We start from the raw sequence: 25,035 nt of genomic DNA, 5'->3' as shown, positions 1-25,035 counted from the left end.
CTTTCCAGGGTGGCGTGAGACCAAGACCCAAGGCGAATATTTGTTCGGCAAGCATGGCAATCCTCCTGAGGGAGGGCTATCCAAACTGGGCGAGGTCGGTCAATTCCACATTAAACGTCGAAGAACCGAAAAATGAGACACAACGCTCTTTGTGGCGCACAGCCGAGGCACAAAGACATGTCGCCGCCTCTAGCCAACGGGCCAATCCCAAAACGCCTCACACCAAAAACCCCACCGCCACCGCCCTCACATCCTCCACAGCACCGGCGGCCATCACAGCCGCCGCAAGGTCGCGCTGCTGTTCTGCCAACCGCTGCCGCGCATAGTCGAGCCCTTCCAAGTCGCTGACGGCCAACAGAGCCGCCTCCACCGCCACCACGGTGGGCGCAGGGTTCGACAACGCCACAAGACCCGCCAGGGCGGCGTCATGGGCCTTGGCGATCTCAGCCAGCTTCGCGGCCTTGGCCTCTTCAAGTGTCGGCCCCGGCTGCGGTGCCTCCTCGGCTTGGCGCACGGCCTCCCATGCATCGACCACAGACTGCCAAGCCGCAATGTCCTCCAACTTCTCGTTGGGCGTGCCGTCGTTGTACTCTACGTGCCCCGCCAGCCCATCCCACTGCACGGCATGCAGGTTGCCAGGCAACCCGGAAAGATCCACGGACAGGGCGCGCCCGTCCACGATCACCATATTGTCGTCCCTGATGATGGTCAGTCGCATGGATTAGCCCTCCACCTGCTGCTGATGCCCTGCAATCCCCCGCTCCCGGCTGCTCATGCTGGCAAGGCGCACGATCTCGCCGATACCAGCCATGGTCGCCCCGCTGGCTTTCACCATCTCGTTGCGGAACGACTCCACTGCCGCCGAGCCCTGGCGCACCTCCTGCGCGTTCTCGATGAGCAGGACGGGCAGCCACGAGACCGCGCAGCCCCACTCGTCGATATCCTGTCCCGTTTGCGGATGCTTGCCCCGCAACTGGATGTACCAACGGCACGTTTCCCGGCACGCCTTGAAGCCGTTAAGCGGGCACTTGTCCTGTTTCTTCATGGCTAGTCCTTCTGGGCGATGATGAAGTCCACGAACTTCACGCGCATGTCCAGCCCGTGGGAATGGGCACTGCCAGAGCCGGATGATCCAACTGAAGATGCCACGGATTGGTTTGGTGTACTAATTTTGAACAACTGGCCCCACAAGTAGTTGCCCGAGCCACCACCGCTTTCGGACGCCGAGAACGAAAAAGGGTGTCCGTGCGGGGGCATATGCGCCGTCGTCAACGTGAATGCATCCGTGGCCGTCCTGCCGAACAGCGTGCTGAAGCCCACACTGCCGCCGCTCCCCACTGCACCGCTGACAACCCGCAGCGCCTTGTCGTTGTGGCTGGTGTCCTTGGTCCAGCCCGTGGGCGCCGTGGACTGCTGGAACAGCATCCGGGTGCCGGACTCAAACCCGCCCCCGCCTCCGGCCGCTTTCCACGTGATGGGGTCCGTACCCACCAGCATCCACAGGCTGTTGTCATTCAGCTGCCGGGCCAGCTTCCCGATGCCGCTGGCATCCACTCCCACACCCGTCTCGCGCGCCGCCTGGTTGGGGAACACCCACGCATAGGGCACGTGCATGTTGTCAGGGCCTTTCAACCCTCCGTGCATCGTCGTCATCAGAACACCCCCATGACCTGCTGCGGCTCACCATTCACCAGCGCGTAGAGCGGCACCTCCACGCCGTTTTCGATCACCGTCACCGGTCGGATAGCCCCGGAGGGCGTGTTGAGTTGGTAGTCCACGTCAACGGTCAGGCCATCCGCCACACTGCCGGTGTGGGTGACCGCAAAGCGGTACATGTGCCCGACTTCGATGTTGCGAGCGAGGAACGAGGGGTATGGGGTCTTGTCGAGGTACACCCACTCGTCGGCATCAGCCCCCAGCCTCCGCACGAACACACGCCACTCCAAGGCCGTTCCGCGCCATGCCAGGGAGATGAGCTTCTTGCTCACCAAGTCCTCGTTGGCGTCGATGATGGTGGCCACGAGGCCCACCACGGCAGGCAGGTTGGCCGCACTGTCGGTTTGCGGCGCCACGCCTTCGTCGGCATAAACCGCCTCGTCGTACTCCAGCGCCTTGAGCGTCACGCGCATGTCGCTGGAGCGGCTCAGCGAGCGCACCCGGTACCACCGCGTCACCCGCTGCACCTCGCCCACGGCGGCGGAGCAGCCGGGAGACGGCACGTGCTCCCACGGAGCCGCGAGTGTCAGGGTATAGGCCAGCGTCGATTCGGCTACGGGGGCAAGGGGCCGCACCTCGACCTTCTCCACGCCCTCCACGTCGCCCGCCACATCCACGTGCGCCAACCGCACCTCATAGGCGGTGCCGGGTTCAAGCTGCACCGGACGGCTCAACCTCACCGTGGTCTCGGTAGCCGACAGAACCACGCCTGATTGCGTGGCCATGAGCCGGTCGGCCGCAACCTGGATCACCGAACCGCGCCGGATGTGTGGCCCCAGAGCACGCCAAAGCAACGTGAGGTCCACGCGGCGACTCAGGTAACGGTTGCACCGATTGATGTACTCTCCCGCCCGCTGCGCTCCCTCATCGCTGTTGCAGGGGTACAGGGTGATCTGCGCCACCGTCGGTGGTCGGTCCACCACCGCATTGAAGAAGTCGCCGGGGGCAAAGACCACTTGCTTGCCTCGTTCCGGGTCGAACCAGGTGATCTCGCACCCGTCGGCCAAGTCATCCGAGTTCGGGTATTCGAGGCCCAGCGTCCCTTGCAGGATGTCGGCAGAGGTTGCGAGAAACGCAGCATCCGGCAGGGCCACAGGGCGGTCGCTGATGCACACGATTTTCGTGCCCACCCGGTCCACGATGAACCGTCCGAACTGCCCCTGATACCCGAGCGCGGTTTCCAGAGTGCACTGGGTGTCCCAGTACATCGAGCCTTTCAGTCCCTTGAGCTCGCACCACTCGGCGGCCTCCGCGAACGACGGAACGTCGATGCTTTCCACGGGCTCGCCCGCGCCCCAGCGGGTGTTGGTGATCAACTCCAGGGCTGCCCACGCCATGTTGCCGATGTCGCGGCTGACGGCCCCGCCCTGTCCGTCCGGCAGCATGGCTGTCATGCGCTTCGCGCTGCACGTGACCTTCGGCGCGCTGCCATTGAGCTTGTCCGTGGGAAGCGCCCTGATCGCCAGCAAGGCGCAGTGCGGCAACCGGAAGTCATCCGGCACGATCTCGTGTGTGTATTCGAGCCAGGTGTCCGAGATGTACCGATCACCAGTCGGGGGCGCGACGGGGTGCCGGTAACGCACCTCGTGCCGTCCCTCGGCCACCTCGAACTCGTAGTAGCGCATGATCGCGGCACGCTTGGCCCCGGAAATCGACACCGTGCCCAAGTCCACCCACGCCGTCTCCCCATAGAGGCGGTGCTGGAACTGCACCTGCACCGTCACCGGGTCCAGCCCGCCCTTGTCATTGGCGTACCCGAGGCCGGACGCGCACTGCACGCCGAAGCCCAGCTTGCGCACGCCGGTCCCGTCCAGCACCACCTCGTGCCAATCCGTGGAGAGTTTGACCGTCACCCCTTCGGTCCGCTCGGTGATTGCGTCGTTGAACCACGGGAGAACGTCCTGCCCTTCCGTGCCGAGCCGGATGTCGATTTCGAGGCCCTCGTAGTTGCCAGCCTTGTTCCCGTCGATCCGGACATCGAAAACCTCATCCACCGGGCCCTCGGAGATGAGGAACAGACCGTTCCACAACCGCCGGTCGCCCGAGGTCGAAAGGTGCTGCGTCAGCTTGGTTGGGGTGAAGTTGCGCTTCTCGCCTTGGAGCACGGGTACCGGTCGCCCCGGCTCCATGGGGTTGGCCTGCGCGCTGAACCCATATGTGGGCGAGTTGTCCATGGGATTCTGGCCCAGCCCCTGCCCAAGCGAAGGCTTGGCCGAGGGGATGAAGGCGTTGACGGCCGCAGCCCCGGCAATGGCGATTCCAGCAGCGGCAACCGTCGTCAGGGTGGACACGGAGCCGGCAAGCCCGATGGCCGTCTCGGCGCTGAGCATGCCCAGAGCACCGGAAACCATCGTGCCCCCGAGGTACGGGGCCGCAATCATCACCGCCATCATCGAAACCACGGCAATGGCATTCGAGCCGCCACCGCCGCCGTCACCCGGCACCAAGGCCACGGATAACCCGTCACCCGGCCGCACGATGTAGCGCTCCGCCTCCTCGAAGGACAGGAGACGCCCGCTCACGGAAAAGAGTAGGTCCAGCCCCTCATCGATGAGCATGCCCTCGGGCCACCGCGCATCAAGGATGTCGGCAATGGTCAGCCCCGGTCGCCACTCCACCCACTCGCTCACCACCTGCGTGAGATCGAGGCAATTCCGGTGCAACACGAGCAGCACATCGTCCGCCCGCATCTTCATTGCGGGCGGAAAGAACGGCACGGCGTTGTTGGCAGGGGTCAACCGTTCCATACGTAGAACCCGGCGATGAGCCTGGCATAGGGCGAGGTATCCAGCCGATCCGCATGCACCTGCATGTTGCGCTGGATGTGCGCGAACCGGCAGGAATCGAACACCACGCCCACATGGTCCACGAAATCCCGATGGCGGGGACTGGTGCGCAAGGCCACCACGGCGCCCGGCTCCGGTCCCGCCAATTCCTTCCATTCGCCGCTCTGCAACGCCCTCTCGTAGAGGCCATGCCGATCAACAGCCGAGGCAGGCGGAACGATGTTGGGCACCCGACGCCCGAACACGGCGGACAGGGCCATCACGAAGCCCCAGCAGTCATACAGTGGTACCCGGCGCACCGGACACATCTCGCCCCGGCCACGCCGCCGGAACTGCCCGGACAACACGTGGCGCAACTGCTCGGCCTGTCCCTGAGGCAACATGAGGCTAGCCAAAGAGAGCCCCCTTTCCGATGAACGGGAACCCGCCGAACCGCTCGAACCGGCCTGGGTCCAGCGTCTGGTCAATGAGCTTGCAGTTGGTGGCGGTATGGCGGCAGGTGGCCACATGGGGGCACTCATCCGACCGCAGCCAACTGCAATAGTCCCGCATGATGCGCCGCCTCGGCACCATGCGCCCCATGGTGTTGAGCGTGCCCAGGGTGAAGTGCACCTTGTCGCCGGGGGCCGGAATCGAAATGCCCAGGTCAACAAGGGCAAGCTCGTGCGTGGGCTCCGGGTCATCGAGCAGGGCCGTGTTGACCACCAGCACCCGGACCTTGCACGACACCCGGCCATGCTGCTTCCGCCAGTCCTCCAACTCCTCGACGTACTTCTGGGGCACCCCACCGGCGTTGAACACCGTGAGGGTCAGCGTGCCCCGACGCGCGCCCTCGCCTTCCGCCCAATCCTCATGCTCGAAATTCATGGCCTGCCAGAGCCGCGTTTCTTCCGGCCCCAGAATGGCGCGAACCTTCCCGCAGAAGTCCGGTCGGGCCACCAGCCGATAGGAGCCTGCGGGCTGCCCCTGGAGGGTGTCCTCGCTGCGGCGGTGGAAGACCGCCACCTCAAACCACGCCTCGCCGCCGGCGCGCTCCAAAGCCACCGAACCGCTCCAGTCTCCATCCCCCACGGAAAAGGTCAGGGATCCCGCCTCCGGCAGGACAAAGGCCACCTCGTCGCCGGGCTGCGCTAGGTCGCCAACCTGCGCATCGGTCAGGGGCCATACCCACGACTGAGGGTCACGTGCGAAACGCATGGTGCGCCCGGTGGGCAGCCCCACTTCCAGAAACAGCAGGTACGGACTGCCACCGTGACGGCGGTTGCGTTCGATGATCTGGGCAAGCGTGGCCATGGTCACTCCACGCGCCGGATAGGCTGGATGGTGCACTGCACGGCGAGCCTGCCGGGTGTGTCCCGCGACTCGTTGTGCGTGATGGCATTGGACACGAAACGGGCCTCCCACTGCGCACCGGTGCGCGGTCGCACCCACAGGAACGGCGTGGACCGCTGGTTGGCATGGAATGCCACCAAGGCATCGAAATCGGCGTAGCTCATGGCCGCCCACTCCAGCCGCATGGGCTGTTGCCGGGGCACCGAGAAACGCGGCCGGGCAGCATCGTCCCCGGTCTCCATGTTCGCCTCGTCCAACGGGTCGAAAATCCCCCCGGACATGGACGAAGGCGCGGCGATGTCAGGCCAGACGTTCATGCTCACGCTCCGCTGGCCACGGCGTCACGGACGCCCATGGTGTTGTTGGCCCAGCCCTTGAGCCAGATGGTCATCACGGCAGCGGTCTGGTCGAAGCGCATCTCCGTGCGCCGGGCCTGCACAGGCTGCCCGCCCTCGTTGATCACCCGGACCTCGAACTTCGTAGGCATGCCTCCCGTCCCTCCGGCCACCTTCACCCCAAGGTCGCCCCGGCTGGTACGGCCAAGAGGCATGATGGCCTCCTCGCCCGCCTCGCCCATGAGACCGATGCCATGGGCAAAGGGGAACAGGGTGGGTTTGTTCACGACGGAGTTGCGGTAGGCCGAGATGCCGGGGCCGCTGAACACGTTCCCCTGCGCCGACGCGGTGAACAGCCCGCCCCAGTTGATGCTGCCGAAGGCCTTGGCCAGCGGCCCGGTAATGTTCTGCTCGACCTGGGCCTTGATGATCATCCGCGCGAAAGCCTCGCCCACGGCCTCGATGTTGGCCTGTGCGCCCATGGCCCAATCGGTGATGGCATCTGCCATGCCGTCCAGTGCCTTCTTGGTTGCCTCCTTCCACTGCGACGCGGCGTTGCTGGCGGCCTCGGCGTACTCGATGAACGCCAGCTTGGCCCCGTCGCTACCGGCCTGCGAGATTTCGAGCATCTTCCGGGCTTCCACTTCCGCGAGCAGAGTCTTGTCCTGAACCACCTTCCGGTAGTTCGACATTTCGCGGTCGAGGATGCGGGCCTGCAAATCCTCCCTGTTCTTCAGCAGCCCGGCTGCCATCTGGTAGAACTGCTGCTCCACCTGCATGTTGCGCTGGGCGGTGGTCAGGTGGATGCGCTCGACCTCAAGCGCCACCTGTTTTTCCACCTCCTCGCGGGAGCCTACCTTCTCCCAGTCGCGGCGCTTGTTTTCGAGCTCAGCCAGGGCACGGGCGCGGTCGATCTCGGACTTGTCGAGGTTGCCCCCGGCCTGAACCGCCACCTCGTTGCGCAAGAACGAAAGCTCGGTCTCCCGGTCACGCCCTTGGTCAAGGAACGCCTTGCGGGCGCTGCGGTACTCCTGAATCGTGGCAAAGCCCTTGGCGAACGCCTCCTCTGCCGCAGCCTTGAGGCGTTCCATCTCCGGCGTAACCGAGCCGATGTCCTTCTTCCACTTCTCGAAATTCTTGCTGAACCTAAGCTGCGCGGCCTGCACCTCATCGCCGGTGATGCCTGCCAGCGCCTCGTTGACCTCGCGCAACGCAGCAGCCGCGCGCCCCGCCGCAGCAGCCTCGTTCTTGCCCACGGAGGAAAGCTGCCGGTCGCGCTCCTTGGCGGCCTCGGCGAGCTTCCCCTCCCAGTAGTCCGTGCTTTCCCCCGCATCCCGGAGACGTTCGATGACACGGGTGATGGCGGTCTCGGTCTCGCTGTAGGAATCGTTGATCTTCTGAATTTTCGCAGCGTCCGTGTCCTTGAGAAAGGCGTTGGCAGCCTGCCGTGCCTTGCCCAGGGCGGCATCGAGCACTTCGGCGGCATTCGTCTGGTCGGCAAAGGCCCCGTCGCGCTGTCGGTTTCCGGCGGACTTCCGCCACTCATAGGCGTCGATCTGCTCCTGCGAGTAGCCGTATTGTCCTTCGCCAATCAGCTCATTGCCCTTGATGCCCTTGGCCTGCATCTCGGCGATAATGGCGCGGCGCCGAGCAGTCGCTTCCATGGCGTCCGAGGTCGCCTTCAACGCATCCTTCACGGCGTTGATCCCGGCCACCATGGCGTCGGTCTGGCTGGCGCTGGCCTTGAACCGCTCCCACTCGGTGGAGAGCCCGCTGGTTGCCTTCTGCGCCTCGGAAGCTCCGCCGGTGTATTCGGTCCGCAGCACACGGGCGAGCTTCGGCAGCAGATCGTCGGCAGTCACCCGGCCCTGCTCCAGCAGCTTGTCGAGTTCGGCGGTGGTCAAGCCCATGGCTTGCGCCGCGAGACGGAACGCGCCGGGCAGCCGTTCGCCAAGCTGGCCCCGCAATTCCTCGGCCTGCACCTTGCCCTTCGAGATCATCTGCCCGATGGCGAGGTAGATGCCCTGCATGTCCGCCTGAGACAGGGACAACGCGGCACCGGCCTCGGACACGGCCGTGAAGATGGAGTTCATGTCGGCTTCAAGGGCGGTGCCCTTGCCCGACGCGAAGAAGGTCTTGGCCGACTCGGCAGTGGAGCGAAACTCAAGCCCGAGGCGCTGTGTGGTGTCGTAGATGAACTGAAGTTGCTGGCGGGCGGCTGTCGTGGAGCCGTAAATGGTGGTGTAGGCCCGGTTCAGCCTCTCCACCTCCATGGCCGCCCTGAAGGTGGCCATGGCTGCGGCACCCGCCGCCACGCCAGCCGCTGCCACGTACGGGGCAAAGGCCATGGCCGCAGTGCCCGCCATGCGCAACGCCCCGCTCGTGTCGCCCAATTCAAGGCGCAGGCGGGCCATTTGCAGCGAACTCGCACCCGTGCTGCGCTGGATATTGGCGAAAGCACGCTCGGCAGCCTGCGAGGCGGACTGGCGCACCATGGAGGCGGCCAGTTCATCCATACGCGAACGGCTGACCCCGGCGGCGCTGGCTATTTCCCCGAACTCGTCCACCAAGCCCTTGAACGCCCCACGAGAGGCCGTTGCCGCGCGCCCCGCAGTGGCAAGGTCGGAGGTCAGCCTTGTCAGGCCGCTCGACATCGTGCGCGGAGACAGTGCCCCGTTGATGGCGTCCGACATGGCCTGTCCCTGCTCGCGCGCAAGGGCCTTCGCACGGTCCAGGTCCGTCTTTAACTGCTCGTACGTCAGACGGATCGGCACGTAGATGCCGGGTATCTTCCTCGCCATGAATTCCTCGTTCGGTATTCAGGGCGCTGGTGGAGGTTCTTTTCTTCCGTTCGCCGTTGAGACGCCGCTCATCTTTTGGTAACGGCGGACAAAAAGGAGGTCTGTATGGGCTTGTTCGACTGGCTTTTCGGCAAGAGGAAAGACCCTGCACAGCCGCCAGCAGACACGGCGACAGCAGCGCAAGAACCGAGCGTGCAGGAAGGGACTGAACCTGCCGAAGTTTTCAACCGTCCAGAAATAAAATGGAATGACTGGAACAAACGGAACGATGTGCACTTGGGCATTCCCGATCTGCCTGTTGCTGGCGTGACGCATGTCAACAACGATGGAGTGGGACGCCAGAACATCCTGCGCCACATGCGGCAATGGGAAGCAGTGGATATCATTCCTGAGCCGGACAACCCGCATGACCCCAACGCGCTGCGCGTCATGGCCGGTATGGGGCAGATCGGCTACATTCCCAAAGGGCAAGCTGCAATGATTGCCGACTGGATGCGCCATGGGTGGGGAGCGATGGCCAAGCTCTCTGCCCTGTATGGCGGGGAAGGGAAGCCATACGGGGCCAAGATAGATATGCTGCTGACGCAGCCCCCGAACGCACCCGCCGAACAGTTCAATATCTGCGGCATTCGGGGACGGGACCGTGTTGAAGTAGCGCAAAGCCTCGAACCCGGCGACAGGGTTGATATCACATCGGGCGATGAAGACGGGGAATACACCGTAGCCTGCGATGGGGAGGAATTCGGAAAGCTTTCCAAGGCTGATGCCCGCGTTTACGCGAAGCACGAGGGAAATGGGGCCACCTGCTATGCCTTTGTTTCCGACGTTGAGCCCAACGAGGACGAGGACAAGCCACCCCATGTCACCGTGGTAGTCGTCTTCTGCCAGCCTTGACATCCTCCGGGTTTCATGGCGTGTTGTCCGCACGGTGCTGAAAACACCCACAGGCGGACCCGCCACCCGACAGATTGGCCTTTTCTTTTGCCCAACGTCTGGGCATAATTGCATTCATTTGCCGGGTGTGGGCGAAATACAATACCCGAAAGGGAAACTAGCTCGCAGCTCCTGTGGCTGTTTTCAGCACCCGGCAATTCCCACGCCGGGAGTTGCCTCCGTGAACCTGAAAAGTTCCACAGGAGGCCCACATGTCTACTTCCCTCGTCTTCCAGTCCCACCGATTTGATGTCATCGACCTAAACGGTCAGCCGTGGTTAAGGTCAAACCAAATCGGTTTGGCCATGGACTACAAGAATCCAGACCTATCAGTGGCCAAGCTGTACCGCCAACACGCCGACGAGTTCACCGACTCCATGACGGCGATGGTCACCCTGCCCACGCCGGGCGGTCCGCAGGAGACCCGCATTTTCTCCCTGCGCGGCTGCCACCTCCTCGCCATGTTCGCCCGCACCCCGGTGGCCAAGGCGTTCCGCGCGTGGGTTCTCGACGTGCTCGAAACCCTCGGTGAGGCCGAGGCCTGTCAGCCTGTCGCCCCGCACCTTGCCACCAAGGCCGACCGCCGTCCGCTCGTGGACCTTGTGCGCATGTGGGTCAGCATGGCCCCGCTCGGCTACGGTGCTGCGTTCCGGCTGGTCAACGCGGCCATGGGCGTTTCCTCGGTCGAGGAAATGACGTCGGAGACGGTCCAGCGCGCCATCGGCTGGGTGCAGGCCCGCATCGACGCCATACAGGCGGCACCGGTCGTGCTGCCTGCCGCAGCCCCGGCCCTGCCCGCCATCCCCGATGATCTGCGTGCCCGGCTCAGGGCGCACACCCGCGCCTGCCTCGACTTTATGGGCGAAACCTGCTCCAAGGCCCGCATGCTGAACACCGAAGGAAGCCTGTTGGCCCGCGAGGTGTACAGCGTCCTTGAACCCCGGTTCGCCACCACCATGCCCGACTACCAAGCCCGTGAACGCGTCCACGATTCGCTGACAACCTTTGCCTCGCGTGGCGTCCACGCCATGGAGGTCGGAGCCGACAACCTCTACCTCACCGCCCGCCTCATGGAGGGCTTGGCGGCGATTCGGTAGCCGACGCCCCTTCACACCGTCATCGCGGCCCCTCGGGAAACCGGGGGGCTTTTTGCCGCCCTGCCGTTGACTGTGTGTACTTTTGTGTGTATTACTCATCCCAAGGAGGCTGAATGAAACGTTCAGACATCCTTAGGCAGTTGAAGAAAGCTGGTCTTGTCATCGTGGAGGGTGGCAACCACACCAAGGTCTACACAGCCCAAGGTGTATTCGTGACCACCGTACCTCGGCACAGTGAAATTAACGATTTCCTTGCCAAAAAGATCGCCAAGCAAGCCGGTATTCAATTTGCCTAGCACACAGGAGGGGGGCTTGCCCCCCTCCCCAAGGCTTAACGAGCAGGAGCGCACATGTTGTACTATTTCTCGGTGTTTACGCCGGTAATGGAAGGTGGCTACGCCATCACCTTCCCCGATATCCCCGAGGCGCTTTCCCAAGGCGAAACCTTGCAAGAATGCCTTGAAAACGCTGAGGACATCTTGTCCATCGCCGTCGAAGAGTATGCCGCAGCCCGCCGGGAACTGCCCTCTGCCTGTTCTTTGGAGCAGGCCAAAAGCCATGCAGCCGCCATGCAGGCAGAAAGCGGGGCCGTAGGCGAATCATTCATCCAGCTTGTGCAGGCTCCGGGCGTGGATACAACTCCCGTACGGATCAACATCAGCCTTCCCAAGTGCGTCCTCGAAAACATCGACAGAAAGGCCCGCGCACTTGGCGTAAACCGTTCACGGTTTCTGGCTGACGCCGCCATGCGCTGCGCGTAACCACGCACGGGTGCACATCAGGGGCCGGGCCATCCCGGCCCCCTTTCATTTCCACCAGCACCCTATTTGCTTGTCAGTGATCAGGCCCGGCACTGGCCGGGGTCATTCCAAGAACAGCTTCTCGATCGCTTCGTCGTCGTTGGCGAAGCCGGTTTCCTCCCGGCGCCGCCGAATGGCGCAGAACGCCATCCATTCGGTGAACTCGGCGCTGCTCATGCGCCGCAGCATCTCACCGACCGTCATCCCCAGTTCGAGCGCAAGGGAGAAGGCGAACGCTCTCTCCCCGCGCGTCAGGAGTTTTTTTCGGCCTCCTCCACGGCTCCGGCATGCAGGCCGTTGAGCCGGATGGCCTCCTGCAACAGCCGGTCGATCACTTCGGGGTTCTTGCGGCCAAGGGTCGTGTCCGCGTCCTCGGGCGCGAACAGCGGCACGCCCTCGTCATCCACCAGGCAAAGCGCGAGGAACTCGGCGTTGCTGATCTCCACGCCGCCGTTCTCGTCGGTCCCGCGCTTGGCGAGGTTATCGCGGGCGGCAGCGCTGAACCCGCGCAGCATCACCTGACCGCCCCACTCCGGCACGTCCACGACGGCCGTGGGCAAGTCCTGCGCTCTCAGGATGTCATCTCTCGTCAGGCCCATGATCTGCTCCTTAGGCGGCGAGGCGCGTCACCTTGCCGGAAACCTTGATGGTCAGGGAGAACCGCTGCACGTTGTTGGTTTCCCAGTTGAGGGGCAGCGATTTCACGTAGCCAGCAAAGCCCCACTTGGTTCCGGCCGACGTGACCACCTGCCAGTTCTGCACCTCGCCACTGTCCAGCAGGTCGAGCAGTGCCAGATGCTGAGCGTTGGTGTCGTCCCAGATACCCTCGGCGCTGAACGAACCGTAATCGGCCAGACCCGGCGCATACTCCTTGCCGTCCGACTCAAGGTCGGTCACGTCGATGTCGTCTTTGGAAATGCCGTCGATGGAGAGCTTGGTCAGGCCGGGCAGGGTGGTGAACACCTCCGGTTCGGCACCGTCCCCGAGCTTGAGTACGGAGCCCTTCGACAGCGTGTACTTCTTGGCCATGGTGAATCCTCCGGGCTACGCCCACACGATGAAGTCCATGGAAACACGGCAAACACGCGCCTCCTCGTCCGAGAGGTCGCGGTCCTCGTCCAGTTCGGCGGCGAACTCGGCACCGGCCATCACGCCGCGCACCGCCTTCGCCAGCCGCTTTGCCTCGCCATAGGTCTTGGCCCAGGCGTCGATCTGGATGCTGATGCGCTCGCACGGCGCGTCCCCATCCAGAACCGCCTCCGGGGCTCCGCTCACCCGCTGGTAGGTGATGAAGGGCAGCGGCGCGCCCTTGGGCGCGGACAGTGGGAAGATGCGCCGGGACACGATCCCGGCCACGCCCGCATCCGCCGCAAGGGCGGCCTGCATCACCTGCTCGAAATCAACCCCGCTCATCGTAGGCACCCCCGAGACGGGCCTGAATCTCGTGAATGGCGGCCCGCATCACCCTGTCCCGCGCCGGGCGCAGGAAGGGAAACGCCGCAACATGCCCCACGGTCCGGCCGTTCACGTCGATCATGGCGTGCCCGAACTCCACGAGGTGCGCATGCGGCGCGCGGGCGACAACAATGTAGCCGCCCCCCTCGAACTTGGACTTCTGGGCCTTGATCGACTTACGCAGCTTCCCGGTCCTGTCGGTGAACGCCGCCCTGTTCCGGGCGTCGGACGCGATGCGTTCCGCAAGCATCTCAAGCTCGGGTTCCAGCATCGCGCGCACCTGCTCGGCCACGGCCTCGTCCGGGATGTCCACGGTCACGGATCTCACGGGAATGAGCGGCATCAGTTCATCTCCTTGCACATCAGGTGCATCTCGCCCCCATCAAGGGACAGCACCGCGTCGATGGTCAGCACCCGCCCGCCGAACGACACCCGCATGTCGGCCCGCACGTCGCTCCGACTCCGGATGCGCACCCGGTGCGTCACCTCGGATTGCGCCTGCGCCGCCGCAAAGAACTCACGCCCGGCAATCGGCTCCACAGCAGCCCACACGGTGGCCACGTCCTGCCATTCCGTGGCGTCCGCCCCGCCCCATTCCCCCGGCTGGTGCATGGGGGCCTGGAGCGTGATGCGATGACGCAGCAGTCCGGCGCGCATGGTCAGGCTCCCACCATCACGTAGGGGTCGAGCAGGCAATCCACGAAGTCGCGGGTCATGCGGGTCACCAGCGTCCCGGTGATGAAGGTTTCGCGCTGGGCATACAGCCCGCCGATGCGCACCAGCATCCACTGCCGGATGGCGTGGGGTGTTGTGGCCCGAGCGTTCTCCCCATCTCCTTCCACCGGCCAGCCCGCTTTCACGCGTACCGTCACCTCGGCCCCATCGGGAAAACCCGGCAGTGGCGTGAACGTCCCCCGCACGGGATGCTCCTGCGGGGACAGGCCGGAGGGGACTAGGGAATAGAGCCCCCGGTCCACCACCGCCCCGTCCACGGTCACGGCCTCCACCTCACGCACGGGAGCAAGAGGCAGAGGCACCGGACCCACCAGCGGGCCGGGCATGGTGATCGTCCAAGGCGAATCCACGAAAACCCGCCCGGTCAGCGTCTCGCCTTGCTCCCGCACCGCGATGATGAGCGCAGTCAACAGCGCGTCATCCTCGGAGACCTCCACCCGGCAATGGGCCTTGGCCTCGCCGAGGGTGACGGGCTCGATGCGGGGTGCGGCGACACGGCGGACGATCATTTCTGCTCCTGCCCCCCGGCGGGCTTGCTGTTCTTGGCGTCTTCGGCCACGACACCGGCGGCCCTGGCCTGCGCGGCAACCTCGTCGTCCACCTTCACGACACCAGCGGGGTAGTCCTCGGGCCAGCACCCGTTGCGCCAGTAGCGGAACGATTCTTTCAGCGTGATCTTCTGCATGAGGTCTCCTGTGCGGCCGGGGCCTCTCGACCCCGACCGTTACCGTTACGCGGCCAGCTTCAGGAGCTTCACGGCCTGGGAATCCGCCAGCATGCTCCCCACGCGCTTCGTGGTGTAGAAATGCACGTAGGGCTTGTTGGTGAACGGATCGCGCAGGCTGCGAATGCCGATGCGGTCGATGATCCAGAAGCCGCGCCAGTAGTTGCCGAAGGCGATGGGGATGGCACCGGCCCCGATGTCGGGCATGTCCTCGTTCTCGGTGACCCCGTAGCCAAGCAGCATGGCGGGCTGGCCAGCCTGGAGGCTCGGCGACCAGATGTAGTTGCCCTCGGCGTCCTTCCACTTCCGCACCGTGGCCTGCGTCTTCCCGTTCATCATGAACGTGGCGCCGGACCGGTGCCCCTTCTTGAGGGTGTAGATGAGGTCGATCAGGTCATCGGCAGGATTCACGTCGGCGGTGCGGGCCTTGAAGCCACCGGCAACGCCAGTGGTCAGGAACTGGAGCGTGCCGAAGTCGCGTTCGCCGTCGGGTTCCGCGCTCTGGGGGTAGGCCAGAAGCCCCTTGGGCTTGTTGGCACCGTCACCGTGGATGAAGGCTGCGCCTTCCTGCTCCGCGAACTCGGTCACGATGTCCGCGCCCAGTTCGGCCTCGACGTTGTAGAACAGGTCATCGAGGGACTTCTGGGTGACCGCCGGGTTGGCGTAAATCTCGCCCATCACGGGCTTGAGTTCTGCCAGCGTCGGCGTGCCGGTTTCCGGACGGGCGGCCTTCTCGCCCACCCAGCCCGAAGCCGTACCGCCGAGGTTCACCAGCTTGCGGTACTCCTCGGTCCCGATGGTCACGACGCGGCACACCTGGCGCATGGGGGACTCGTCGCGCAGGAGGCGCGTGATCTCCTTGTCCTGCTCGATGGGCAGCGCGTAGCCGCCATCGGCGGGGGTGCCGACGCTGATGGCCTTGGCCTCGATCTCGGCCAGGCCGGTCTCGTCACCCTTGCGCGCCCAGCGGTTCCACGCCGCCTTGTGCTCGGCGTGAAGCTGGGCTTCCTCGTCGCCACCCGCACCGGGGCGGTTGGCCTTCTTGGCCAGGTCATCCAGTTCCTTCCCCAGACGGGAAAGTTCGGCGTTGGCCTTCTCGACCTTGGCTTCGAGTTCCGAGACGGCCTTGCCTTCGGCCATGGCCTTCAGCCGCTCATCGTTGGCCTTCTTGAACTCCTCGAAGACCGTCCCCTGCTGTTCGAGCAGGCGCTTGATTTCCTCGCTCATGTTGTGTCTCCGCTACGCCCGGAGGGCGTCGATGTTCCGCCGCACCATGGCGGCAAGTTCGTCAACGTCGCCTTCCTCAGCGTCCCGCAGAGGCAAGCCCTTGAAGCCATCCGCAAGGATGAGCTTCGCCTGTTTCCTCGAAAACCCGGCTTCTCGCAGGGCCAATTCCGCTTCCCGGATGGTGGGGCAGTCGCCGTCGCTCTTGACCCCGGTGACCCGAGCCTTTCCGTTGGCCGGGAAGGTCACGAGGGACACCTCGACAAGTTCGATGGCGGTGAGGGTGCGCCTGGGCTCTTCCGGCTTCGACCGCGCAACCCATTCCTTGGCGATGTAGCCGATGCTCATCCCGTTGATGGCCGGGCGCGGCTTCATCTTCATCAGCGTGTAGATTTCCAGGCCGCGCGGCGTGTCGGCCAGCGTGCCCTCCACGTAGAGGCCGTGCCCGTCCTCGCGGATTTCGGTCCACACGCCGACCGGCGTGTAGTCGTCGGCCCCGATGCCCCACCCGCCGTGCTGGAGGAGCATGGCGGGCCACACGCCCGAGGTCTTGAACTCCGCGATGGTCTTGGTGAACGCCCCCTTGGCGATCACATCACCGTAAGCGTCCATGTTCCCGAACACCGCGCCATACCCGCTGAACGTCATGGAGGCGGTATCCTGACCAGCGCCCTCGGCGAGTTTCAGGTCGAGCAGGCCGAAGCTAAGCCTTTCCATCGCTTCCCTCCGTGCGTTCCGGCGCGGAGCCGGGTTCCACCATGTTCAGCGGCACCCGGTATTCGTCGCCGCCCTCATAGGGATTCATGTCTTCAAGCTCCCGGATGTCGTTGGGGGACAGAGCACCCACCCCGTAGAGCCGGGTGTAGAATTCCGCCCGGTCCCGCGCGGCCCCGCGCATGAGGCCGTTGGCGTTGAACCGCAGGTAGTACCCCTTTGCCCTTTCCTCCGGCGTCAGCAGCTTCTGCGTGCCGCTCTGCTCGATGCAGGCGTACCAGGGGCCAAGGGTATGCACGCCGTGCTGGAGGAACATCTGTTCGGCGCTGGCGTAGGTGCTGGCCTTGTCGTAGTGGCCGACCATGATGGGCAGCACGCCGAAGGCCCGGCAGACCTCCTCGACCTGGTGCCGTCGGGTTTCGAGGAACTGGGCCTGATCGTTGGGCGACACGAGGGGAAACCACTTCATGCCGCCGCCGAGGATCGCGGTCTTGAAGGCGTTCTCGTTCCCACCGTGGGCCGACTGCCAGGCCTCACGCAGTTCCTTGCGCTGCTCCTGCGTCAGGTTGATTTCCGTCGTGAGCAGGCCCGACATCCGGGCTCCGTTCTTGAACAGACGGGCACCGTGTTCTTCCGTGGCCAGGGCAAGCCCGATGGCCTCGCGCGCCTGCCGCACACCATCAAGTCCGCACACCCCATCCCAGGACAACCAGCGGAGATGCCACATGTCCTCCGCAGGCACCCGCACCCGCTTTCCGTCCTTGGTCGAGAGGTCGTAGGTGACCTCCCATCCGTTGCGCGTGACGGTCACGGAGCCCGGCTGGTACGGCAGCATCTCGACAATGCGGTCGCCCACGCGGTTCAACCAGACGAAGGCGTTGCCGGTCAGGCTAAGATGCAGTCCGAGCATGTGCCGGAACTCGAAGCTGGTCTGGTACTCGTTGGGCCCATGAGCCACGAGGGAGAACAGCGGATGCGCCGACGCCTCCATCCGGGTCCGCCCATCCGCCCGGTAGAGCTTGAACGGCACCTGTGCGAGGCCGTTGGCGATGACGCGGGCGCAGGCGAGCACCGCAGTGCATTGGATGGCCGTAGCCGCCGTCACGTGGACGCCGCTCTTGGCCAAAACCCCACCCAGCACCTCCGCCAACAGGTCGTAGGAGGTCATGCGGACGCCCTTCCCTTCGCGCCGGAACAAGCGGGACAACCAGCCCATCACCAGACCTCCGCGAAGATTTCCGGTCCCTCGGCGGGGGCGGCCAGGGCACGCCCAACCGCCATGATCAGGGCAACGGCGCCGTCGATCTTGGAGCTCTCGCGCTCCTTGGTCGGGTAGAAGTATTTCACCGGCCCGCCGCCGCGCGCCTGCTTGAGCACCACGTTGCCCATCATCCACGTGAGCACAGGATCATCGGCATGCCGGATGGTGCAGGCGGCGATGCGCGCTTCGAGTTCCTTCATGGGTTCGCTCAGGTTGCCCGGCCCTTGCGTCACTTCCACGATGTCGAACGCGGCCCAGCGGGCTACCCGGTCCATGAGGAACGTCGCTTCGCGCGGGTCGTAGCCGATGGCCTGCACGTCCAGCAGGTCGGCCCATGCGCGCATGTCGTCCTCGATCTGGCCGAAGTCGGTACGAGCCCCGTCGGAAACGGTGAGCGCACCCACATCACGGAACGTCCGGTAATGTGCGTTCTGCGGCTTCTCCACGGTATCGCTCGGCAGGTAGTGCCGGGCGAACACCCGCAGCAGTTCGCCATCCTCGACCACGGCCAGGAGGGAAGCCACGTCGGTACGGCTGGCGAGATCGAGCCCGAGCCAGGCCCGGCGCCCGGCAAAGTCCTCGATGCGCATGCCGGGGGCCGCGCACTCCGCCCACTTCACCATGTCGGTCCACGCCTGCCCCGCGTTCATCCACTTGTTCAGGTGCTTGCACAGGATGATGTTGCGGCGCGCCGGGCTGGTCATGGCCTCCCGGTAGCGGTCGCGCAGGTAGTCCTCATGCAGGCTCACGCCAAAGTTCGGGTTGGCCTTGCGCCACACCGCGAAGTCCTTCCAGTCGTCGGACTCGTCCACGCCGAACATGATCACCAGCACGGTCGGATCGAGCGCGCCTGCCTCCAACTCCTTGGCCAGTCGGTCCCGGTGTTCGTAGCAGGGCGCGGAGGTGTCCACACCCGCCGTGGTGATGACCACCAGCAGAGGCTGCGTACGCGCGCCCATGCCGGTCTTCATGGTGTCGTAGAGGTCCGGCGTCTTGTGCTCGTGGAACTCGTCAACGAGAGCCCCGTGCGGGCTGGCCCCATCACCGGGCTTGCCCACCACTGCCTCGAAGCGGCTGGCGCTCGCCAACTGGTAGATGGTGCCGGGGTTCTTCTCCGTGCCACCAAGGTCGATCCCGAAATGCTCCCGGTAGGCGTGGTTCCGCAGGGTCATCATCCACGCGGGCCGGAAGACCTCCAGCGCCTGGTCGAGCGTGGTAGCCCCCGAGTAGACCTCGGCACCGGGTTCCGAGTCGGCTACCAGCAGGTAGTTGCCGATGATGGCCCCGAGCATCGACTTGCCGTTCTTGCGCGGGATTTCGGCGTAGAGTTCGCGGAACCGGCGCAAGCCATCCTCCCGGACCCACCCGAACAGGCACCCCAGCAGGAAGACTTGCCACTCCTCCAGGCGCACCCGCTGCCCAGCCCACTTTCCTTTGACGTGGACCATATTCTCGGCGAAGGCGCAGACCCGGTTGGCCTTCTCGGCAGAGAACGCATAGGGGCTTCCGCCTCCCTCGACCGCTGCGAGGTCGGACAGGTGCCGCTTGCAGGCCAGCACAACCCGCCTGCCCGCGATGGCCTTCCCGGCCACCACTGCATGCGCGTATGCGTGCACCCGCTCCGCGTAGCTCTTGGCGCGCTGCCTACCCACCGAATGCCCCCCACGGGTTCTCGTCGCTCTGCCCCTTCTGCTGACGGCCCACGCGGCCAATCGACGCGGGGGTAAGCCCGAACTCGGCGGCCAGCGATTGCGCATGCCTGCGCGCCTCGTTCAGCATGGCCACCTCCGGATAAGGCCGACACATCACGTCACCCTGCGCGGTGGTCGTGGTGTACGAGCGACCGTTCTCGCGGATGAACCGCTCAAGCTCCTCGATCTCGGCAAGACGGGCGGCCAGCAGGCCCAGCGTTTCCTCGAAGGTTTCGGAGGCCAGCCCAAGCGGTGAGAGCTTGGCGCAGAGCACCCCGAACCACACCAGCGCCCGCCCCGAAAGGAACGCAGGGGCGTTCGCCACCACCGCCGACGGTTCAGGCGCCGCCTCGTTTGCCCGGTCCTTGCGGAAAGTGCCCTGGAGCACCTTCAGGGTGCGTGGTTTCTGCTTCCGTCCTGTCGCCACTTTTGGTCCTCAGTTTTGACATCGCGCGAAATCGGGAGACCACTCCGGTCTACCGGTTGCCCACTCAAAGATTTACCCTCCCCCTCCCCTTGGCCGCCCGCCGTCCTCGCGGTTGGTCTTGGCGGTGTGGCACCGGTGGCAAAGGGGTTGGAGGTTCGCCCTGTCGTCCGTTCCGCCGCGTGCCCTGCTCACGATGTGGTCAACGTCGGTGGCAGGTACGAGGTGGCCCTGGGCTGCACAGGCACGGCAGAGCGGCTCCTCGCGGAGCACTTGGGCGCGGATGGCCCGCCATGCCCGGCCATAGCCACGTGCGGCAGCACTTCCCCTTGCCTTGTCCTGCCGTGCCTCGCGCTCGGCCGCTCGGACTCGTGCCGCTTCGGCGTGCGGAGGGCAGTAGCCCGAGGCGTCGCGGGTCAGGGCCCGGCAACCGGGATGCCGACAGGGCTTGAGGGGCCGGAGGGTACTCATGTGCGCCTCCTAGCCTCCCGTTTGCATCGCTCTTCGGCGAGGGTGCTGTAGGTGGTGTCGAGGCCCCAGGGATGGGGACCGATAGGACACGGGTGTCCTATCAGAGCGGACACGGGTGTCCTCTCCACTATTCCACCTCTCTTTCCACCCTCCGGAGGGCTTGCAGCCCTCAGCACAGAGGAGCGCCCGGTGCGCTGGGAGACGAAGAGTCCGGAGTCCACGAGGGTGGCCACGGCGCGCCGGACGGTCCTGACGGTGACCCCGCAGAGTTCCGCCAGTCTGGCTTGGGAAATGCGTGCGCGCCCGGAGCGCGCATCGAGCGAAAGCGCCAGCACGAGCCCGACGAGCCTTTCGGTTGGCGTCAGGGCTGCCGCAAGGATACGGCGCTGGAGTGCGAAGGTGTCTGTGCATGGGCGTTCGCTCGTCATGTTGGCAGGGGCGGGTTGTTGTTGCCTTCGGGCGTGGCCCCGCCCCTGTGCCCCACGGCTCCGCGCACCAACGCAGCCCGTGGCGGCGGCCCGAGAACTATTCCTCGTTTCCCCCGGTCTTGCCGGTGCCCGTCCGGCTTCCGAGGAGTGCGCCGATCACCTCGGCAATCCGTCCCTGCAATGCATCCAGCACGGCACCGCCGGAGTACGCGGAGACAGACGCGCATGCGACGCGGGCCGTCTCCGGTAGCGATGTCAGGTCCACCAGCATCAGGTTGGTCACAACCCCGGCGAAGAGGGCGACGACGATGGAGCAGAACCAGCCCCACAGGCTTTTCTCTCCACACTTGGCTGCGCGGGCCATGCCTCCGGCCACGGAGAGGGCCAGCACGAGCCACATGCTGGTGAGCCAATCCTTGATCTCGTTCATTCGGTGCCCGCCCATTTCCGCATCCCCGCCTTGTCGGCATTGCACCTGCCCAGGGCCGCTCGGCTGTCCTGCGCGTAGTCCAGCAGGTCACCATTGGTTGCCCCGTCCCAAACGGGCGGGTCGGGTGTCGGAGTCTCCTGCATGAGCGTGGCGGGCGGCGTGAGCCTGACGGTTTCGGGCACGGCCACGACCTCCCGCCTATTCGCGGAACAGGCCCCGCACAGCATCAGGCAGAGGCACAGCGTTCCAATCGCGTACGGTCTGGTCATTGCGCAGGGCCTCCTGCCACGTCCGACGGTCAGCGACCCGTCGGGCGTTGATGTCGTTGATGCGCTGATCCCGCTCGGCAAGGAGCGTGTCCCGCTTGGTGATCTCGGATTCCATGGCCTTGAGCGAGGTCGCGTAGGCGGCATTGGACGCCCGGAGGGTCTCCGCAGTGCTCTGCGCCTCGGAAAGTTCGGCCCGGAGCGCCCTGATCTGCATTTCGCGGATGTAGAGCGCCCCGCCGAGAGCGGCGACAACAAGGGCCACCGTACCGGCTGCTAGGAGCTTGCGACTCAGGCTGCTGGGCAAAAGCGCCATGGCTAGGCCCTCTCCACCGCCATGCCGACCCCGCGCCCGATGGTGGCCGTGTCATAGGGGTGCTGGCCGTTCTCGTGCCGGATGATGCAGGCGACGAGGGTGGGCAGCACATCGGCTACGACAATGGGATCGTCAGGGCCGACGCCGAGACGCTCCGCGACGTGGCGGATGTAGGCTTCGGTGTTGTTCTCGGTCGGGGGTGCCCAGCGCGAGATGATCTGCCGGACCGTCTTGAGCCCGTGCTTGCGCTGGTAGTTGAGCAGGATGACGGCCATCGCACGGATGCCGTCTTCGGGCGTGGCGAACGTGCAGAAGTCGGGATCGCCCTGGATCGGGGCGAGTCCCTTCCACTTGTCACCGTGGCGGATGTTGCCGGGGTTGTTGTTGCGGATGCCGCGCGGGATAGCCATGGCTACGCTCCTGTTTGGAAGAAGCGTAGCGCGGGGAGGCGGGAGAGAGGCAAGGAAAGGAGAGTTGGAAACCCCTGTTTCCAACCACAAAACAGGAGACCCCCTTAACGGGGGGCCACGCATAGTTTTTTAGACATTGTTAATCTTCCATCTCAAGCACACGGTACTCTCCTGCATCGCCATCGTACACTTCAACTTCAACGCCATATCTCGTAGCGCGCACGTCTTCTACATCAACATCTTTATATTGCCCATCGGAGTAATCATAAATTTCTATGGTTTCTCCAGGGCGCACCAAGTTCCCCTTGTCAATCTCAACGTCCGCTCCTCGCTCTTGATCATACCCACTCCACGCATGGGCAACTCCTCCCCAAAAAATCACCATTACCATCGCAAGTAACATGTTACGCATATTTTACACTCCCTTGCCGAGGAGATACCAAACCTTCCCCGCAAAACGAAGCCCTTTATAGCGTTGGGAGTTGTGGGGTGATATTGAGTGGAGACGTCCACCGAATCCACTCGCCCTGAACCTGTTCCCGTCGATCTCCCACGCCCCCACACCCAGGACACGTATAGGTCACGTCCCTGTCGTCAGGCCCAGCTGGGCGTGTCTTCAGGACAAGCAACAGCGTCCCGCACTCCGGGCACCGCACGCCATTCCTCGGCCTCGCCATCAGCACTTCCTCCCGGCGCTCGCGCGCTTTCAGGTTTACCACTCTTTTTCCATACCCTGGCTTGACAGACTGAGCCTTCCCTCATAATTTAACGCTACACGGTAAACGCTGGACGGCAAATGATAGCTTCATTCCGCTGCAAAGAAACGCAGGCGCTCTTCGAGGAGGACGCGCCAAGCAAAAAATTTGGGAGCATAGCCAATCCTGCCCGCCGCAAGCTCGATATGCTTGCGGCGGCGACGCGCTTGGAAGACCTACGCTCTCCACCCGGCAATCGCTTAGAGGCCCTCTCGGGCAATCGCCAAGGACAACACAGCATCAGAGTCAACGACCAATGGCGAATCTGTTTTGTCTGGCTTGCTGGGTCAGCGCACAACGTTGAAATTGTAGACTACCATTAATGGAGGATGCCATGCGCATACGCACGCACCCCGGCGAAATACTGCTTGAAGAATTTCTTAAGCCTTTAAACATGACACCGCACGCATTATCTGTCGAAATACGCGCTTCTGCAACGCGCATAAACGATATTGTACGCCTGAAAAGAAACATTACAGCTGACACAGCCACTAGGCTTGCAAGGTTTTTTGGAACAAGCTCAGAATTCTGGATGAACCTTCAGGCTGCATATGACATATCAATAGTCGAGCATGAAAAAGAAGAAGAACTCTCTAAAATAATACCGCACACAGCACGTGAGATTGAGGCCCACACCACAGCCTATAAAGATCACGTCGCGTGGGAAAAGCCCAGCCACGCGAAAGAAACCGAAACAATAGAGTTGTACCGAGGCCTGCTCGGACAGATGCAGAGAACCATCCCTCTACCGACGAGTATCCAAAGCAATACCTGCGGGCTACAGCGTCCATTGGCTGCCTAGCACACGGATTACAAATGGAAATTAAGAATACCAGAAAGCCGCCCGTGGAAATCTCGGCCCACTTCTTTACTGAGGTCGAGGTTATCGCTGACGCCTCTGCAATCTCGGACATCAATGCCCGGAAACCAATTGGATATGAATTTAAACGAGATGTAGAGCTCGCCCCCCCAATACAGGGTTCAGAAGACTTCCTGGTGACTCTCACTGTTTGGACAGAAGAAGCAGAAGACATGATAAAGGCGTATAATGTCAGGGTTAAGGTTGTCGGCTTCATCAAAGTCGGCAACGAGGTACCCGAAGCAGAACGCCAAGGCATTGCAGCATGCATAGGAGCTTCTCTTCTGTACAGTGCAGCGCGAGAATATATATACACCCTGACCCAACGCGGACCGTATCCTCCAATATATCTCCCCACGGTCTCTTTCCTCCCCAATGGAGATGCACCAAGCGATCAACAGGAAGCGCCACAACTCCCCTCATCCATCTGAACATCTACAGGCCCCACCTCGGTGGGGCTTTTGATTACCCGCCCCTCCTCAACTCGCATTCCTAAATGCGCCTAGAACCTCTCCACGTCCCACTCACCGCGCTTGCCAGGCTTCACGGCCACGAATGTGAACCAGGGCTTCTGCTTGGCCGCGACCTTGATCTTCACACGGGCATCGTCTTCCCAGTGCCCCTTCACCTCGTGAAGCTCGACAACGCCACTCGCCCGGATCACGAGAAAGTCGGGCGTGTAGAACGTCTTGTCGGCGAGCCGCAGCTTGAGCCCCTCGTAGTCCCAGCCCACGATCTTGCCCGCCCGTTCGAGGGCGGCCAGATACTCGGCATACCGGGCCTCGGTCTGGTTCATCCCCTCGTTGCGGTAGGTCCGACCAGGCGCGGGAAGCCGCCCCTTGGCCTTCACCGGCGCCGGGACACCTGCCGGGCGCTGCACGGATGTCGCTGTCTGCACCGGCGCACGGTTGCGCATCCACTTCTCCAGCCCCCCAGCCGCCTTGATCTCTGCTGCGCTGACCGTGCTCATCGTGCGACCCCCGCCAGGGCTTCGGCGCGTGCCCGCTCGTGTTCCGGCCGCTCCTGCCAGTCCACGCCGCCACGCTCGAAGGCCCGCACCGCGCGCGGCACC

General features: G+C 64.1%; 36 protein-coding genes. 7 read left to right on the top strand and 29 right to left on the bottom strand.

What is annotated here, in order from left to right:
- Positions 1–217: 217 nt before the first annotated feature.
- The 8 genes from FVW20_RS03680 to FVW20_RS03645 are packed head-to-tail and all read right to left on the bottom strand — an operon-like array spanning position 218 to position 8,970.
- On the bottom strand, positions 218–718 hold the full coding sequence (locus FVW20_RS03680) for a phage tail protein (RefSeq protein ID WP_196608342.1): 501 nt from the start codon (positions 716–718) through the stop codon (positions 218–220).
- A gap of 3 nt (positions 719–721) precedes the next feature.
- On the bottom strand, positions 722–1,045 hold the full coding sequence (locus FVW20_RS03675; protein WP_196608341.1) for a hypothetical protein: 324 nt from the start codon (positions 1,043–1,045) through the stop codon (positions 722–724).
- A gap of 2 nt (positions 1,046–1,047) precedes the next feature.
- A complete protein-coding gene (locus FVW20_RS03670) occupies positions 1,048–1,614 on the bottom strand; it encodes a hypothetical protein (protein ID WP_231038833.1) in 567 nt (188 codons plus the stop codon).
- 38 nt (positions 1,615–1,652) lie between these two features.
- Complete coding sequence (gene gpJ, locus FVW20_RS03665) at positions 1,653–4,463, bottom strand: TipJ family phage tail tip protein (protein WP_231038832.1); 2,811 nt, start codon at positions 4,461–4,463, stop codon at positions 1,653–1,655.
- The gene (locus FVW20_RS03660; protein ID WP_231038831.1) at positions 4,451–4,885 is read right to left on the bottom strand and encodes an NlpC/P60 family protein; all 435 of its coding nucleotides are present in this window, start codon (positions 4,883–4,885) and stop codon (positions 4,451–4,453) included. Before FVW20_RS03660 ends, gpJ begins: the two co-directional genes overlap by 13 nt.
- 4 nt (positions 4,886–4,889) lie before the next feature.
- A complete protein-coding gene (locus FVW20_RS03655) occupies positions 4,890–5,795 on the bottom strand; it encodes a phage minor tail protein L (RefSeq protein WP_196608339.1) in 906 nt (301 codons plus the stop codon).
- 2 nt (positions 5,796–5,797) lie between these two features.
- Positions 5,798–6,151 carry a hypothetical protein gene (locus FVW20_RS03650; RefSeq protein ID WP_196608338.1) on the bottom strand — a complete coding sequence of 118 codons (354 nt, stop codon included), beginning with the start codon at positions 6,149–6,151 and terminating at the stop codon, positions 5,798–5,800.
- A 2-nt stretch (positions 6,152–6,153) separates the two neighbouring features.
- A complete protein-coding gene (locus tag FVW20_RS03645; protein WP_196608337.1) occupies positions 6,154–8,970 on the bottom strand; it encodes a tape measure protein in 2,817 nt (938 codons plus the stop codon).
- A gap of 105 nt (positions 8,971–9,075) precedes the next feature.
- On the opposite strand from FVW20_RS03645, the gene FVW20_RS03640 reads away from it, so the two are divergent.
- The 4 genes from FVW20_RS03640 to FVW20_RS03625 all read left to right on the top strand — a co-directional run bounded on the left by FVW20_RS03640 (position 9,076) and on the right by FVW20_RS03625 (position 11,761).
- Positions 9,076–9,864: an HIRAN domain-containing protein gene (locus FVW20_RS03640; RefSeq protein WP_196608336.1), complete on the top strand. Its 789-nt coding sequence runs from the start codon at positions 9,076–9,078 to the stop codon at positions 9,862–9,864.
- 251 nt (positions 9,865–10,115) lie between these two features.
- Complete coding sequence (locus tag FVW20_RS03635; protein WP_196608335.1) at positions 10,116–11,000, top strand: BRO-N domain-containing protein; 885 nt, start codon at positions 10,116–10,118, stop codon at positions 10,998–11,000.
- Positions 11,001–11,113: 113 nt separating this feature from the next.
- Positions 11,114–11,296, top strand: coding sequence for a type II toxin-antitoxin system HicA family toxin (locus FVW20_RS03630; RefSeq protein WP_196608334.1), 183 nt, complete (start codon positions 11,114–11,116; stop codon positions 11,294–11,296).
- A gap of 54 nt (positions 11,297–11,350) precedes the next feature.
- On the top strand, positions 11,351–11,761 hold the full coding sequence (locus FVW20_RS03625) for a type II toxin-antitoxin system HicB family antitoxin (RefSeq protein ID WP_196608333.1): 411 nt from the start codon (positions 11,351–11,353) through the stop codon (positions 11,759–11,761).
- 102 nt (positions 11,762–11,863) lie between these two features.
- On the opposite strand, the gene FVW20_RS03620 is transcribed toward FVW20_RS03625, so the two are convergent.
- From FVW20_RS03620 to FVW20_RS03530, 20 genes are all read right to left on the bottom strand, one after another.
- Positions 11,864–12,004, bottom strand: a complete 141-nt coding sequence (locus FVW20_RS03620) for a hypothetical protein (RefSeq protein ID WP_196608332.1) — start codon at positions 12,002–12,004, stop codon at positions 11,864–11,866.
- Positions 12,005–12,051: 47 nt separating this feature from the next.
- Positions 12,052–12,399, bottom strand: coding sequence for a phage tail assembly chaperone (locus FVW20_RS03615; RefSeq protein ID WP_196608331.1), 348 nt, complete (start codon positions 12,397–12,399; stop codon positions 12,052–12,054).
- A 10-nt stretch (positions 12,400–12,409) separates the two neighbouring features.
- The gene (locus tag FVW20_RS03610; RefSeq protein ID WP_196608330.1) at positions 12,410–12,829 is read right to left on the bottom strand and encodes a phage tail tube protein; all 420 of its coding nucleotides are present in this window, start codon (positions 12,827–12,829) and stop codon (positions 12,410–12,412) included.
- Positions 12,830–12,844: 15 nt separating this feature from the next.
- Complete coding sequence (locus FVW20_RS03605; protein WP_196608329.1) at positions 12,845–13,213, bottom strand: DUF3168 domain-containing protein; 369 nt, start codon at positions 13,211–13,213, stop codon at positions 12,845–12,847.
- Positions 13,200–13,598: an HK97 gp10 family phage protein gene (locus FVW20_RS03600; RefSeq protein ID WP_196608328.1), complete on the bottom strand. Its 399-nt coding sequence runs from the start codon at positions 13,596–13,598 to the stop codon at positions 13,200–13,202. The genes FVW20_RS03605 and FVW20_RS03600 overlap by 14 nt, the downstream gene beginning before the upstream one ends.
- Positions 13,598–13,912, bottom strand: coding sequence for a phage head closure protein (locus FVW20_RS03595; RefSeq protein ID WP_196608327.1), 315 nt, complete (start codon positions 13,910–13,912; stop codon positions 13,598–13,600). Before FVW20_RS03595 ends, FVW20_RS03600 begins: the two co-directional genes overlap by 1 nt.
- 2 nt (positions 13,913–13,914) lie before the next feature.
- On the bottom strand, positions 13,915–14,499 hold the full coding sequence (locus FVW20_RS03590) for a head-tail connector protein (protein ID WP_196608326.1): 585 nt from the start codon (positions 14,497–14,499) through the stop codon (positions 13,915–13,917).
- Positions 14,496–14,675, bottom strand: a complete 180-nt coding sequence (locus FVW20_RS03585; RefSeq protein ID WP_012612778.1) for a hypothetical protein — start codon at positions 14,673–14,675, stop codon at positions 14,496–14,498. The genes FVW20_RS03590 and FVW20_RS03585 overlap by 4 nt, the downstream gene beginning before the upstream one ends.
- A gap of 45 nt (positions 14,676–14,720) precedes the next feature.
- Positions 14,721–15,941 carry a phage major capsid protein gene (locus tag FVW20_RS03580; protein WP_196608325.1) on the bottom strand — a complete coding sequence of 407 codons (1,221 nt, stop codon included), beginning with the start codon at positions 15,939–15,941 and terminating at the stop codon, positions 14,721–14,723.
- Positions 15,942–15,953: 12 nt separating this feature from the next.
- Entirely contained in the window at positions 15,954–16,655 is a 702-nt protein-coding gene (locus FVW20_RS03575) for an HK97 family phage prohead protease (protein WP_196608324.1), read from the bottom strand.
- On the bottom strand, positions 16,642–17,820 hold the full coding sequence (locus tag FVW20_RS03570) for a phage portal protein (protein WP_231038829.1): 1,179 nt from the start codon (positions 17,818–17,820) through the stop codon (positions 16,642–16,644). The genes FVW20_RS03575 and FVW20_RS03570 overlap by 14 nt, the downstream gene beginning before the upstream one ends.
- A gap of 47 nt (positions 17,821–17,867) precedes the next feature.
- On the bottom strand, positions 17,868–19,565 hold the full coding sequence (locus FVW20_RS03565; protein WP_196608322.1) for a terminase large subunit: 1,698 nt from the start codon (positions 19,563–19,565) through the stop codon (positions 17,868–17,870).
- Positions 19,558–20,031 (bottom strand): P27 family phage terminase small subunit, encoded by a 474-nt coding sequence (locus FVW20_RS03560; RefSeq protein WP_012612783.1) that lies wholly within the window; start codon positions 20,029–20,031, stop codon positions 19,558–19,560. Before FVW20_RS03560 ends, FVW20_RS03565 begins: the two co-directional genes overlap by 8 nt.
- 72 nt (positions 20,032–20,103) lie before the next feature.
- Positions 20,104–20,499, bottom strand: a complete 396-nt coding sequence (locus tag FVW20_RS03555) for an HNH endonuclease (protein WP_196608321.1) — start codon at positions 20,497–20,499, stop codon at positions 20,104–20,106.
- Complete coding sequence (locus FVW20_RS20110) at positions 20,496–20,927, bottom strand: helix-turn-helix domain-containing protein (protein ID WP_196608320.1); 432 nt, start codon at positions 20,925–20,927, stop codon at positions 20,496–20,498. The genes FVW20_RS03555 and FVW20_RS20110 overlap by 4 nt, the downstream gene beginning before the upstream one ends.
- A 97-nt stretch (positions 20,928–21,024) precedes the next feature.
- Positions 21,025–21,357 carry a phage holin family protein gene (locus FVW20_RS03545; protein ID WP_116306270.1) on the bottom strand — a complete coding sequence of 111 codons (333 nt, stop codon included), beginning with the start codon at positions 21,355–21,357 and terminating at the stop codon, positions 21,025–21,027.
- Entirely contained in the window at positions 21,354–21,584 is a 231-nt protein-coding gene (gene lysC, locus FVW20_RS20190) for an Rz1-like lysis system protein LysC (protein ID WP_012612786.1), read from the bottom strand. Before lysC ends, FVW20_RS03545 begins: the two co-directional genes overlap by 4 nt.
- Entirely contained in the window at positions 21,556–21,939 is a 384-nt protein-coding gene (locus tag FVW20_RS03540; protein WP_012612787.1) for a hypothetical protein, read from the bottom strand. Before FVW20_RS03540 ends, lysC begins: the two co-directional genes overlap by 29 nt.
- Before the next feature lie 2 nt (positions 21,940–21,941).
- Positions 21,942–22,349 (bottom strand): structural protein, encoded by a 408-nt coding sequence (locus tag FVW20_RS03535; protein WP_116306272.1) that lies wholly within the window; start codon positions 22,347–22,349, stop codon positions 21,942–21,944.
- A 139-nt stretch (positions 22,350–22,488) separates the two neighbouring features.
- Positions 22,489–22,761 carry a DUF5334 family protein gene (locus FVW20_RS03530; protein WP_116306274.1) on the bottom strand — a complete coding sequence of 91 codons (273 nt, stop codon included), beginning with the start codon at positions 22,759–22,761 and terminating at the stop codon, positions 22,489–22,491.
- 384 nt (positions 22,762–23,145) lie between these two features.
- Between FVW20_RS03530 and FVW20_RS03525 the strand changes: the two genes are divergently transcribed.
- From FVW20_RS03525 to FVW20_RS03515, 3 genes are read left to right on the top strand one after another with little or no spacing between them, the layout of a single operon-like run.
- Complete coding sequence (locus FVW20_RS03525) at positions 23,146–23,427, top strand: type II toxin-antitoxin system RelE/ParE family toxin (protein ID WP_116306276.1); 282 nt, start codon at positions 23,146–23,148, stop codon at positions 23,425–23,427.
- Positions 23,428–23,438: 11 nt separating this feature from the next.
- Positions 23,439–23,906: a HigA family addiction module antitoxin gene (locus FVW20_RS03520; protein ID WP_116306278.1), complete on the top strand. Its 468-nt coding sequence runs from the start codon at positions 23,439–23,441 to the stop codon at positions 23,904–23,906.
- Between the two features lie 14 nt (positions 23,907–23,920).
- A complete protein-coding gene (locus FVW20_RS03515) occupies positions 23,921–24,394 on the top strand; it encodes a protein-export chaperone SecB (protein ID WP_116306280.1) in 474 nt (157 codons plus the stop codon).
- A 71-nt stretch (positions 24,395–24,465) separates the two neighbouring features.
- On the opposite strand, the gene FVW20_RS19600 is transcribed toward FVW20_RS03515, so the two are convergent.
- Positions 24,466–24,933 (bottom strand): DUF1064 domain-containing protein, encoded by a 468-nt coding sequence (locus FVW20_RS19600; protein ID WP_231038827.1) that lies wholly within the window; start codon positions 24,931–24,933, stop codon positions 24,466–24,468.
- Between the last annotated feature and the right edge of the window lie 102 nt (positions 24,934–25,035).

The organism is Nitratidesulfovibrio oxamicus, from assembly GCF_015731765.1.
GTDB lineage: Bacteria > Desulfobacterota > Desulfovibrionia > Desulfovibrionales > Desulfovibrionaceae > Cupidesulfovibrio > Cupidesulfovibrio oxamicus.
This window is presented reverse-complemented; position numbering and strand designations above follow the sequence as displayed.